This is a genomic window from Pseudoalteromonas sp. MM1 (assembly GCF_030296835.1).
Lineage (GTDB): Bacteria > Pseudomonadota > Gammaproteobacteria > Enterobacterales > Alteromonadaceae > Pseudoalteromonas.
Map to the genome: position 1 here is coordinate 1,259,040 of NZ_AP027922.1, position 13,092 is coordinate 1,272,131.

A 13,092-nucleotide genomic window follows, 5' to 3' on the forward strand; every position below is an offset into this window, starting at 1 on the left:
GCCTGTTGGAGAATAAATATGAAAGCAGTTATTACCGCCACATTGTGTGTTTTTAGTGCCCAAGCGGTGCTTGCACAAACCAACCACGTTAAAACACCTGAGCAAACTAAACCCTTTAAAAGTAGCTTTGAGCTAAACGCAGATGCTGAAGTTGGGGTATTAAGTAACTCGGCGCTCTCTGTTCAGGAGCTTGACGATATTTCGTCGCAAAGTGACAGCGGCATAAAAACCGCAGCCGGTGTTAATGCAAAATGGCAATTAACCAAAGGCGCTAAATTAACTTCAAGCTATAAGTTTGAACAACAAGACTACGATGAGTTTGATCAATACGATTTAGGCCTGCATCAATATGGTTTAGATGGCAGCTATAGCTTTAATAGCCATGAGGTAGGAGTTCGTTACGATGGCGCAAAAGCAAATGTAGATGGCGAACCATTTTTACACTTCAACCAAGCCAGTGCTTATTATGGTCATTTTTTAAACCCGCATACGTATTTGCGTATGAGCATAAAAACCAAAGCTAAACGTTTTACTACTGCAAAAGCACGTAATGCCGACGGTGTAGGCGGCGATGTAGCGCTTTATCATTTTATAAATAATGGCCAAACCATGCTAATGGCAGCGCTAAGTGCCGATAAAGAAAACGCCGACGACAACCAATACGACTTTAACGGCTACGGTTTTACTACTAAAGTTACGCACAAATTTACGGCCTTTAATATGGCTAACAAAGTGGGGGCTGGCTGGCGTTATCAAAATAAAGATTACGATGAGCAAACAACGGATGATTTTTTTGAGCAAATACCGTCGCGAGATGAGCACCGAAATGTAGTCAATGCGTTTTATAACATAGCTGTATTTGAGCACGTAACACTCATAGCCGAGGCTGAATATGGCGATTATCAATCTAAGCTTAGTAGCAATACCTATACGCAATCGGTTTTATCGGCGTCAGTTAAAGTGCACTTTTAGGTGGGTAAATGGCGCCATAACCAAAGGTGGTGTCTTTGCCTTGCTCGCCTAAGTCGATGGCAAGCGATGTAAGTTCTTTAAGTGCTTTGGTTTTATTATTACCATGCTTTAACAATAAACAGCTCAATGCCGCGCTTACATGCGGCGCCGCCATTGACGTACCCGACTCCCTCCCAAATTTTCCATTGCCTTGGCTTGTAACAACATTTACACCAAGGGCTGTAAAGTCTATGTAATCGCCTTTATTTGACCATCTATAAATGTGGTTATTTGCATCAATAGCACTTACCGCTATCACGCTTTTATACGCGCCTGGGTATAGCGGCTGCGACGCCGGCCCTTGGTTACCTGCAGCAGCTACAATTAACACGTTTTGTTTTATTGCAGCAGTAATACTTGCTTCTAAAACTGCGTTATTTGGCCCTGTTAGGCTCATATTTATTACGGGTATTTTTTTACTAACTAACCAGTTAAGTGCCTCTACTATGGCAAATAATGTAGCCCCTTGTGCATATTCAGATTGCCTATAAAACACCTCGGCACTGTAAAGCTTGGCACTGCCTAAAAGCGGGCTAAGTTTTGCGCCTTTACCCGTAATTAACCCCGCTATGGCGGTGCCGTGTAAATTTGGCGAGCTTAACCCTTGTGGTAAAAAGCTTTGTGTGGTGATATTTGCGCCTTTAAATGCACCGTGTTTAGTATTAATGGCGCTGTCGATCATGCCAATTTTTACACTTTGTGTGCAGTAAGGCGCAACAGGCTTATTTTGCGTTACTTTTAAGGTAGGCTCGCCTGTTTGCGCTTGGTAAATGTGGTTTCGGTCAAGTATTGCAGACTCATCTAAGTTAAGCGCTTTTAATAACTCACTTTTAGAATTAACACCTTGGGGCACGTTAAAGCGCACTAAGCTCATGTTAAGTGCGTTGTAATTTTTTACCGATAAAATGGTTACATTTTGCTGCTTTAGGGTATTAAGTTGTTGGCTATTTGCCATTAATAACCATTGGCGCTCTATTGCTCTAAAGCCGTTTTCTAGCTCTACTTCAACAAATGCGGTGTTTTGGCTATTTATATTAATGTTAAGCACATTGGGTAAGCTGCTAATTGGCTCACTAATTTGCGCTTTTAGTTCATCAATCGATATTTGTGGAACAGGCACCGGAAGCGGCAGGCGTTGTGCCCGCTCTATAGTTTGCTCAATACGCTGCTCTATTGGGTTTAGCTGCCCAAGTACCTGATCGACTCTCACTATATTGGCTGAGCTCGTTGCGCTAAATATGCAAAGCGAGGCGGCTATTATGTGTTTAACGCGGACTTTTTTCATGTTCATAGTGGGTTACTTATTTTTTATTACACTGTTAGTTAACGTTTAACACATAGAAATATTTCATTATTCAAATTATTTTGATTATTTGGGAATAAATGTTTTTTTGAATCGTCTTCTTTATAAAAGGGGTAAAAATCAATGAACGAAACATTAAAAACCTTATTGCCCATGCTTAGGCGTTTTGCCTATTCGCTAACGGGTAGTAAAGCAGATGCAGACGATGTAGTGCAAATAACAATTGAAAAACTATTAGTAAAAGGCATTCCGGATGACGTTGAGCCTGCTAAATGGGCGTTTAAAATTTGCCGCAATGTGTGGATAGACGAATACCGCTCACGCAAAGTAAGGCAAAATACGGCCCAGGCCGATGTTTTACCAGAGCCAATTACAAGTAATGAGCACCAAACACTCGAAAACAAACAAATGCTTAAAAATGTAAATACAGCACTTGGGCAATTACCCGAAGAGCAACGCGCCATTGTATCGCTGGTGGCAGTGCAGGGCATGGCCTATAAAGAAGTAGCACATACACTCGATATACCTATAGGCAGTGTAATGAGTAAATTATCGCGAGCACGCAGTACACTTTATAACTTAATAAAACCCGACTTTAAAAAGGAGCAAGTATGAACATTAACGACGAAACACTTAGCGCCTTTTTAGACTCAGAACTCAGCGAGCACGAAATGGAGCAAGTGCGTAAAGCCCTCGAAACCAATGATGAACTAGTAATGCGACTTGCAGAGCTAAGCGAAGTAGACATGCTAGTGAAAGAGCACGCTTCAAGTATTGATGACGCCCCCCTTAGTGACTCATTAGCTAAAACGGTTGCCAAATTTGATACAGCAACGATTAAAAACACGTCAAATAGCAATGTAGTTACGTTAACCCCTTGGCAAAGGGTTAAGCAGTCGGCTAATAAAGGTTTAGCAATAGCTGCAAGCGTTGCCGTGGTATTTGGTATTGCAATGACGAGCTATTTACAACCCAATGAGTCGCAAAATTTAGTAGCCAGTAACATAGCCTCAGCGCTTAACACACAGCTAAGTAGTGGTGTGTTTGAGCAAAGTGATGGCTCACTATTTAGCGCGCAGCTTAGCTTTAAAAATCAGCAAGGTGAGCTTTGTAGGCAGTATGCACTAAGCTCAAACAATACCACGCAAACAAGCATTGCTTGTAAAACGCAAAACGGTTGGCAAATTAAAGCGCAAACAGCCGCGCAGCAAAGTAATAACGGCGAGCAATATCAAACGGCGTCTAATAACAGTGAGTTAGATGCTGTTATAGATAGCATGATCAGCGGCGTACCACTAGATAGAGCGCAAGAGCAGCAAGCAATTAGCGCAAAGTGGCAGTTAAACAAATAATAATGTGTATAAAATGAGGTGAATTATGAAAACATCTATCTTAATTATCAGTATTTTACTCATGGCGGGCTGCGCTTCTAAACCTGATTACCGCGCCGCGAATAATGGCTCACAAGGTTACAGCGAGCAAAAAATTAGCGACGACCAATACCGAGTAGAGTTTAAAAGTGTGTCAAATAATGTAGCCGATGCCGGTGATTATGCATTATTACGCGCAGCTGAGCTTACCCAAGCGCAAGGCTACGACTGGTTTGTTGTAACAAATAAAGAAACCTTTGTTGAGTCTAAATCGCAAGGCCCAGCATCATCTATTAGTGCATCACACAGCCAGCAATATGAGCGAAGCTGTGGTTTATTAACCTGCGAAACACGCGCACGCCCAACAAGCAGCGTAGGCGTACAGTTAAGCAACAATGATAAACGCAAAGAAGTGCACACCTTAATTGATATTAAAATGGGCAAAGGTATAAAACCCAGCGACAACAGCTTTAGCGCCCAAGATTTAATTGAAAACTTAAGCAAAAAAGCACAAAAGTAATTAAAAGAATAGTTATTAGCTGTCGCTATTTTATATGTGATTATATTTCAGCTACACATTTACGCTCTAACTTTTAGTTACAGTGGGCACTTAATTATAAGTCGGTTAGGTGCCTACTTTAAATGTGATTACCTCCCTTTAGACTTCGGAGTCTTTTAACTAGTGTTTTCCCCACCATACTTCCTTCTTTGGTTGTTTTTGTTAAATTAGACAGATCAAACCAGTGCTTTAAAGAATAAATACTAAAAATAAACTACTGATTTTTAAGGGTTTGTTGTTATTTAAATACTCTACTTCGTTTTTAGTGTTATAAACATGTAAAACTTTTCTTTAATCTTTATTGCATTCGAATGCAAAAAGCGATAGTTTTTATAAGTCGAAAAAATAGGCATTTAAATCGTGCTTTTAATAATTATAAATACTAAAAATACGATAGCGGGTTATTTAGCCCTTAAATGCTTAATAAAATAACTTATATCAACAGGTGGAGAATTAATCTCATGGCCGCACATATTTTACGTAAAACACTTATTTTTGCTGCTGTAAATACGGCGTTATTGAGCTCAGCCTCGGTACATTCGCAAGAGGCAAAGTTAAACCCTAACAAAGAGTTAGAGGTTATTTCGGTTACCTCTACTAAGCGTGTTAAAAGTATTCAATCAGTACCGTTAGCTGTGACAGCTGTATCGGCTAAAGATTTACTGGAAAATGGCGTTACTGATATCTTAAACCTTGACAGCTTAGCGCCAGGTTTAAAGTCTGGCGTGTCGGGTAGTGATGCTCGCCCAGCTATGCGCGGTGCCAGAACAGAGCAAGTAGAAGCTAACGATGTTGCTATCGCGTTTTATTCTAACGGTGTTTATCGTCCTCGCCACGGGCAGGCGCTTGCTGGTTTTGTAGATTTAGAACGTGTTGAAGTATTACGTGGGCCACAAGGTACATTGTTTGGACGAAACTCATTTGGTGGGGCAATTGATGTAATAGCTAAAAAACCAGAGCTCGATATTACTGAAGGTGGTATGGCTGTTACATTTGGTAATTATGGTCATTTACGTGGTGAAGGCTTTTTTAATACAGCGCTTACTGATGACACTGCAGTACGTTTTACTGGGGTTCGAGAAATAAGGGATCCCTACGTTGAAAATACATTCAACGAAGATGCAGGCTTAAAAGATGCTGATATGTATTTTTTACGCGGCCAAATTTTTACCGAAATTAACGACGATATAAATTTAAATGTAAAAGTGGAAACGTGGCAAGACGACTCTAATGGAGGTGGTGCATTTGGTTATCATATTTTAGGTGTGCCTATAAATCCAGCCACAGGTAAAACAAGCTTGTCGGCCCCATTAACTGAGCGAATAGGTCGCGATGATGTATGTGGCAGTAATTGTGGCCGCTTTGGTGCAGGTTTAGATAACGTAGCAACACCAGGGCTTGATACAGCACAGGCGGTATCGTCAGACCCATTCACTCAGCAGTTTGACTATAATCCATCGCGGGATGTAAGTGATGTAAGCATTAGTGCAGAGCTTAACTGGTCATTAGAGTCGGTGGATTTAAAAGTGATTGCAGCCTCAATGGATTACGAAGAAACGCGTCTTACTGATGGTGATTTTTCGACGTATGCAACCACAGTTGATGGTAATGCGATTGAATCAAAAACAAACTCGCTAGAAGTGCAGGTTAGCTCAACGTATGAAAGCGACTTTGAATGGGTAGCCGGTATTTATTTGTTTTCAGAAGATTTAGATAATGCATTTTTAAATGGCAGCTATGGTGCCGTGGTTGACAATGTGCCAGATACAACCCAACCACAAGAATTTCAGTACGCGTCTTGGTTAAATCAAATTCAATTAGAAACGCGATCCGCAGCGGCTTACTTCCAAGGTAACTATGCTTTTAGTGATGATACTCGTGGTATAGCTGGTATTAGATACACAAATGACAGCCGTGAGTGGGATATTTACGGGCAAAATCCAGATAATTTAAGTACGCTTGATTTTTCTGTGCTTGAGGTTGATAACGCAGATGACGACTGGAGCAAAGTAACATGGAAATTAGGGCTTGAGCACGATTTAACAAATTCTCAACTGCTTTATGCAACGGTATCTACAGGCTTTTTAGCGGGTAATGCTCAGGGTGCTTTTAATGGCGAAAATAGCTATGACGAGCAAACAGTAACGGCTTACGAGGTTGGCTTTAAAAGCATGTTGCTTGATAATTCATTAAGACTTAATGCTTCTTTATATTATAACCAGTACGAAGATCTCCTCTCTACCCGTTTTCAAAACGTGGGTGGTACGGCAGTCTCGTTTTTTGGTAATGCAGGCGAAATTGATGCGACAGGCTTAGAGCTTGAAATTGATTGGCAGGTAAGTGATGCACTTCGCTTAGGGGCACGCGCCGCGTTTACAGACTCAACTTATGGCGATTTTGTAACACCAAACGTATTTGAAGAAGGTGGAGAGACCATTAACGGTGTAGATAACTTACTGCAACTTGATGGTAATGACGTGCAACTAAGCCCTAAATACAATATTACTCTATTGGCCAGTTATGAGTTTGACTTAGGTGATAATGGGCGAGTGGTGCCTGCTACCAGTATTCAATTATCGGATTCGTATACGACCAACGATTTGCCTTTTTCATTTGGTACTCAAGAAAGTTACCAAAAGTACGATGCTAGCCTTGCATGGTATTCGGCAAATAATGAGTGGTCTGTGCGTGCGTATGTTCAAAACGCTGGAGATGAGCTTATATTACTTAGGACAGTCCGCTTTGGTGGTAATGTAGCTGCGGCCGATTATGCTAATCCGCGCACTTATGGTGTAAGGGTAGGCTATAACTTTTAGGCATTATTTAATGATGTACTTTAAGATTTTAGCATAAGTGTAAGTTTGTGCATTTTGCTAAAATATAGCGTTTAAATTTTAAATTAAACAATCGCTTACATAGAGCCAGTAATAAATTATTACTGGCTTTTTTTTGTGTTTCGAAATCACTTTATTTTAATTTTAACTTGTTGTTTTATATTGGTTAATGTTGGCAAGGTTATTATTCGTACAAAAAGTTGTTGATCTTTTTGACTCCGAAGTCTATTTTAGATCCATGCATTTTCAATTGATACAACTTGTTTACTGTAATAATTGAAAATGTAGGTTTTGGGGAGAACTAAATACGTTTTATACTCGGGAGAATAATTATAATGAAAGCTAAATTTACACGGACTCTCGTTCATTTTGCTGTCACTGGCGCTATTGCAGCAACCACAATGAATGCCCACGCCGCGCAAGAGCCTGAATCGGCACAAGTGCAAGAACACGTTAAAGAACCTGCCATTGAGCGTATAGCGGTAACCGCTAACAGACGCTCGCAAGACCTACAGGAAGTATCATCATCAATAACAGCATTAGGAGAAGGGGACATTGCCCGCGCTGGTATTATTGATGTTACTGGTCTTGAACAAGTAGTACCAGGCTTACGTATGGGGTCGTCGGGTGGTGAGGTTCGCCCTGCCATGCGTGGTGCTCGCACCAACGAAGTCGGTGTAGCAGGCACCGGTATTGCTGAGCAAATTGTAGGTATATTTCAAGATGGTATTTATGTACCTACCACTTCATCAGGCTTAGGGGCACTGGTGGATGTACAACGTATTGAGGTATTACGTGGGCCGCAAGGCACGTTATATGGGCGTAATACGTTTGCAGGCAGTATTAATATTATTACTAACCAACCTGTTTTTGATGATTTACTGGGGAGTATAAAAGTTGAAACAGGCAGTTATAACCGCAGTGCTTACGAAGGAATTATAAATATTCCGGTGAGTGACACCGTGGCAACTCGTTTTGTAGTGGCCTCTGATCGCCATGATGGTTATATCAATAATTTAGTCATTCCAGGGCCTTCAGATGATTTACGCGAAAAAAATCAGTTTTATATGCGTAACGTTACTAAGTGGGAACCCAACGAAAAGTTTAATGCCACAGTACGCTTTGATTACTCGCGTAAAGACTCAAACTCAGAAGCTATTTGGGGTTATCAGCAAATAGCGGGCTACCAAATTGAAGAAACCTCGCCGGGGTCGGGTGTATTTAACACCACGCCTACAATAACCGAGGGGCATATTTATCAGCCTAGTGATGCACAGCACGAAGACCTTGGCCCATATGATGTTTACCGCAATGGTTTTTCACTTGATAAGCAAGAAAGTTTTTCGACCACATTAGCACTTGAGTGGTATACCGACTTTGCAGATATTAAATGGACCACTAATTATTCAACACTTAGTGGTAAGCAATATTACGATAACGACTACAGCGACGGAGGTATAGATTTTGTAGGTGGCTTTGGCCGTGAGGATGACCAAAAAACACTTTCATCTGAACTGCAATTTTCATCAAACGATGACGGTGACTTTTCGTGGATTGGTGGCCTTTATTACTTTGATCAAGAAGCCGACTGGAGCTGGTTATCGCATGCAGATACCACAGGCGACGGTGTATCAGACTCTGTTGTAGTGCCTTCGTGGGGAAACCCTGATTACGACCCACATACAGCTAAATCAATTGCGGCATATGGACAACTACGTTACCAAATAACAGAAGATTTGCGTGTCATTGGTGGCCTACGTGTAAACCAAGACGATAAAACATTTACCGGCGATACAATTCCTGATTGGGATGACTCAGCACTGCTTTATAAAGCGGCTGCCGAGTACGACATTAATAACGATATTATGGTGTATGCAAGTGTAGCAACTGGCTACAGAACCGGTGGCGCAAACGATTCGCGCGTAGTGGCTCGCGGTGCTGACCCACTTTATGATAACGAAGATGTTATCTCTTACGAAATGGGTATGAAAAGCTATTTGCTTGATGGTGCAATGCGTTTAAACCTTTCGGTATTTATGAACGAATACGAAGATGTAAAAGCACAGTTATTTGCAACCTCATGTAACGATACGACCGCTGGCGATACTGTTTTAGAGTGCGTTGCAGCAGGTACAGCTACCACATTTGAATACTACGAAAATGGCGGCGATGTAGAAACCATTGGCCTAGAAGCCGATATTCAATGGGTGCCTATCGAGAACCTCACACTTACCGGTACAGTATCACTGCTTGATAGTGAATTTGCTGATGGTTACGCGGTAGGTAATGAGCAACTTCGCCCATTATTGGCTTTAGGTAACTTAGAAGGCCGCCAAGACATAAACGACAGCGCTAGCCAGTTTAGTTTTGAAGGCTGGAGCCCAGCTATGGCGCCTGAATACAGTGTTGGTTTTTCAGCTCGTTATGAGTTTAGCTTAGGGGGAGACTCGTACTTAGTACCGTATATTCAACTAAATTACTTAGACGATTACTACGCGTTTGATACGAATATTCCAGAGGTGCAAGTAGATGCGCATTTAATGGCTGATGCACGTTTAACGTGGTACATAAACGACAGTGTGCAAGTAGAGGCATACGTTAAAAATATTGGTGATAAAGCCATTTTAACCCGTGGTGTAGTGCACTCACAAATTGTTGATGGCTTACCTGCAAACTCAGTACAAGCTAACTGGAACAACCCACGTACGTGGGGCGCAAGCTTAAAATATCAGTTTTAGAATTTCCTAAAATGGCCGCTACGGTCATTACTTTCAGCCAGCTATTTACTAGCTGGCTTTTTTTGTTTCCTGCTCCTCTCATCCTCAAAATTAATTAATGCCAATCCATTTAATTAAGCGATCAATTTTAAGGCTAGAAAACGTGTTGATAGCTAGGAGAAAAATCGCTACTTAGTTGTGCTAGGCAATTGCTTCTGCATTGCTCTCCCTTCTGTATCCATGCAGTCGTAAATGAGGGTATTTAAACGCAGGTAGCGACATATTTAGCCCCGCAAAGTGATAGAGTATTGGTAAAAAAAAAGCGCTCAGTGAGCGCTTGAAGGGAAGTGAAAAGGTTAACCTATAGTGCAAATTGCTGGTTTAGTGCCAGCGTGTCGTATTGCATTACTTCGTGGGTTATTTGGTTATCTGTAATGCTAATAACACTGAGTATTTGCTGACGTACGCGTACGTTTTTAGCATTAAAGCTGCCATCAAGGGTCCAGCATACGGTGGCTTTGTTTTGCGTGCTGTCATACTCAACTGTTTCTAGCTGGGCATAACGCCTACTTAGCGATTGCGTAAAATCTAAATGGCAATCCAGCAGTGCACAGATTGGTTGTGGCTCTGTATTACCTGCAAGAATGGCTGTAGCGCTTGGAGTATATAGGGTATTAAAGTGAGCCAGGTTGTTGGTTTGCCAAATTTGCCACCAGTTATCTAAAGTACGAGCAATGTGAGAGGGTAGCTCGCAGATAGCACTGGGTGTTGCATGAAAGGTAGTAGGGTGTAGCTGATTATCTAAATCGCTAACAATAATAGGGTCACTTTTTGGTAATTTAGGAATAACCGAGCTGTTATTTATTGTTGTATTTACATACTCATTATTAGCCAGTGACAGCGTATCCACCACGCACTTTATTGTTTTTATAAAGGTGTTGTTATGTTTAATTATAAACGTTAAGCGCACCGGGTTTTTAAGCTTTTTAGGCTGTAAAACCAGCTGTAAGGTTTCACGTTCTGCGCCTACACTATGTGTGTGCGATACACACTCAGACACCCCATATTGAGCTAAAAAGCTAAGCCATAAAGGCTGTGCCTGCAAAGCCCCCATGGCTGTAAAGTGGTGCTGTTGCCAGCGGCTGCTGCGAAGCAATTTGCTGCTTAGTGTTTCAATGTCGGCTTTAGTGTATAAATCTATAATCGCGTTGATCATGCATTTTCCTCCAGCTGTGCTTTGTTGACTAATGCATGTGCTTTAAATAAGTTTGCATAAAGTGCTACTTCATCAAAAACGGTGATTTCTTCGATGATTTTTTTGTTTTTAATGCGTAAATGCGATGCGCCTAAAATAAAGTAAGGCTGCTGTTTAAGCTCACTTAGCTCGCTATTTTGCGGATTAAAATGCCCAGCAAGTGACCAGCGTATCGCTACATCTGTTGTGGTTTCGTCAAATGGAGTAATGGCTATATGATCGATTGTTAATTTGGCATCGGGGCAGGTGGCAAAAAATTGTATAAATACCCCGTTTATTTGTGCAAGTCCGGTGGCCATTCTGCCACTAGGCCATTGCTGCGATGCCGTTAAGCTGTAAAACTCGTGCACTTTAGCAAACTGCTTTTGGTTAAATAATGTATCTAGCCAATGGTGAGCAAATGCAGCCAATTCGCCTTCTAAAATGGGCGTACTTGCTACGCGGTGATCTATTGCTACTACACGGTTAAATTCATCATTTAGCCACTGTGTGTGCTTATCTTTACTGGGAATGTTTGCCATGTGTTTGGCTACATTAATAATGTTTAAGCCAAGCTGTTTAACTAAAAAGCCGTTGTCGCGCACAAGCCACTCTTTAACTATTTTATTTTCAAAGCATACGCAGTCGGCTATGGTTGTAACGCGGCCGGTTTTATTCGTTGCAGGGCCAAACTCTGAGTTACCTGTGTTGGTCATTACACTACTAATTAAGTGTGACGAATAATAATGCTCGTTCGCTTCTTCTGAAAACACCACGTTTTCGCCAATTAGGCTTCTGTCGGGGAAGGCCGCAATGGTTTTAAGGGTGCCTTGAATAACATCTTCTATGTTTTCGCCATAGGCACCAAGGGTAAAAACAGGGCATATATCGGCGTAATAGCGATAGCATAAGCCAATGTTTTTTTGCTCCCATATACGGTGTGTTATACGCAAAATATAATCAACGATATCAACAAATTCGTCATCAAAACCGATTAAAGGCTGTTGTTTGTTACCTTGCGGGTTTAACACGCTTGATAACGGCAGCCAGTAAGGTTGGGTCATATTATTGTGTTTGTTCATGCTCACCTCTTAATTAGTTGCGGCTATTTTGCGTTGCATTTGCTCAAAAATATCAATGCCCATTCCATCTAATAAATGAGGGATATCAATAGCGACCCAGTTTTCTTTTAATATGCCGTTTTCGCAGCGCCAAAAGTCCATGACGCGTGGGAACAGCTTATTACCAGAAGGCGGTAAACCTAACCAGTCTTCACCGGTGTGGGTACCATACATATGCGGCCAGCCACCGGTGGCTACAAAGTTATCGTGACTGACTAAACACAGCGTTTTATTAATACCGCGATCAGGAAAGCCTTTTAAAAATGGCCCTTGATGGTGCTCTCTAAAACCGCTAATTCCGCGAGTTGTACCAATGCCTGCTGGGCCATACCAAATAAAATCTGGGTGCCAGTATTTTTCTAAATTAATGCTGTATAAGTCTTTGCCGTCATAGCGGCCAAGCTCTGCGAGCATATCAACCACAAGTTTCTCGTTGGTTTTGCTAAGCGTTTCGTTTTTATTGCTTGTGGGTACGCCATCAAGTGTAGTGGGGGGCATAACTAAGCCTGAGTAACCTAAGCTTGGGCGTAATGGGTTTACGCCTACTTGGTTCATTACATCAATTAAATCTAAAAAGGTGTAAACATTAACTACTTGGTTGTTTTCTATTTGCGCCATTTCGCTGTAGCGAATAAACACACTTTTGCCACTGGCAGGAATACCCAATAAAGGCTGTGTAAATGTGCCGGTAAAATAACCTGTGGCACACACCCACTGCTCGCCTTTATAGTCTCCCTCAATAGAGATAAACGGCTTGCGCTCTATATCAGGTAACGAATGTTTAAGCACGCCAAAGTAGTCGTCAATCACATTTTGTTTTGTACTAATAGGCTCAAAAGGGTGGCTTACCTGCCATTGAACGGTGTCTGCAAGTAATGCTTGGTTTGGTAATTCTGCAGCGCTGAAGTTCTCAAAAAGTTGTTCTAAAATATTCATTTATTTC

At 41.5% G+C, this 13,092-nt stretch carries 10 protein-coding genes; 6 read left to right on the top strand and 4 right to left on the bottom strand.

What is annotated here, in order from left to right:
- The first annotated feature begins 18 nt into the window (after window positions 1-18).
- The gene (locus QUE46_RS05725) at window positions 19-972 is read left to right on the top strand and encodes a hypothetical protein (protein WP_286246632.1); all 954 of its coding nucleotides are present in this window, start codon (window positions 19-21) and stop codon (window positions 970-972) included.
- On the opposite strand, the gene QUE46_RS05730 is transcribed toward QUE46_RS05725, so the two are convergent.
- Entirely contained in the window at window positions 956-2,302 is a 1,347-nt protein-coding gene (locus QUE46_RS05730) for a S8 family serine peptidase (RefSeq protein ID WP_286246634.1), read from the bottom strand. The genes QUE46_RS05725 and QUE46_RS05730 overlap by 17 nt on opposite strands.
- Window positions 2,303-2,437: 135 nt before the next feature.
- Here QUE46_RS05730 and QUE46_RS05735 point away from each other — a divergent pair, with 135 nt between their 5' ends.
- From QUE46_RS05735 to QUE46_RS05755, 5 genes are all read left to right on the top strand, one after another.
- Complete coding sequence (locus tag QUE46_RS05735; RefSeq protein ID WP_054982238.1) at window positions 2,438-2,929, top strand: RNA polymerase sigma factor; 492 nt, start codon at window positions 2,438-2,440, stop codon at window positions 2,927-2,929.
- Entirely contained in the window at window positions 2,926-3,666 is a 741-nt protein-coding gene (locus QUE46_RS05740) for an anti-sigma factor (RefSeq protein WP_286246637.1), read from the top strand. The genes QUE46_RS05735 and QUE46_RS05740 overlap by 4 nt, the downstream gene beginning before the upstream one ends.
- A gap of 25 nt (window positions 3,667-3,691) precedes the next feature.
- Window positions 3,692-4,204 carry a hypothetical protein gene (locus QUE46_RS05745; protein ID WP_286246639.1) on the top strand — a complete coding sequence of 171 codons (513 nt, stop codon included), beginning with the start codon at window positions 3,692-3,694 and terminating at the stop codon, window positions 4,202-4,204.
- A 500-nt stretch (window positions 4,205-4,704) separates the two neighbouring features.
- Window positions 4,705-7,059, top strand: coding sequence for a TonB-dependent receptor (locus QUE46_RS05750; RefSeq protein WP_286246641.1), 2,355 nt, complete (start codon window positions 4,705-4,707; stop codon window positions 7,057-7,059).
- Window positions 7,060-7,412: 353 nt separating this feature from the next.
- Window positions 7,413-9,815, top strand: a complete 2,403-nt coding sequence (locus QUE46_RS05755) for a TonB-dependent receptor (RefSeq protein WP_286246643.1) — start codon at window positions 7,413-7,415, stop codon at window positions 9,813-9,815.
- A gap of 340 nt (window positions 9,816-10,155) precedes the next feature.
- Here QUE46_RS05755 and QUE46_RS05760 read toward each other — a convergent pair whose 3' ends face one another.
- Genes QUE46_RS05760 through QUE46_RS05770 form a run of 3 tightly spaced genes read right to left on the bottom strand, consistent with a single transcriptional unit; the run spans window position 10,156 to window position 13,085 of the window.
- Complete coding sequence (locus QUE46_RS05760; protein ID WP_286246645.1) at window positions 10,156-11,010, bottom strand: nuclear transport factor 2 family protein; 855 nt, start codon at window positions 11,008-11,010, stop codon at window positions 10,156-10,158.
- Complete coding sequence (locus QUE46_RS05765) at window positions 11,007-12,110, bottom strand: ester cyclase (protein ID WP_055013939.1); 1,104 nt, start codon at window positions 12,108-12,110, stop codon at window positions 11,007-11,009. The genes QUE46_RS05760 and QUE46_RS05765 overlap by 4 nt, the downstream gene beginning before the upstream one ends.
- Window positions 12,111-12,119: 9 nt before the next feature.
- Window positions 12,120-13,085 carry an ester cyclase gene (locus tag QUE46_RS05770; RefSeq protein WP_286246652.1) on the bottom strand — a complete coding sequence of 322 codons (966 nt, stop codon included), beginning with the start codon at window positions 13,083-13,085 and terminating at the stop codon, window positions 12,120-12,122.
- Between the last annotated feature and the right edge of the window lie 7 nt (window positions 13,086-13,092).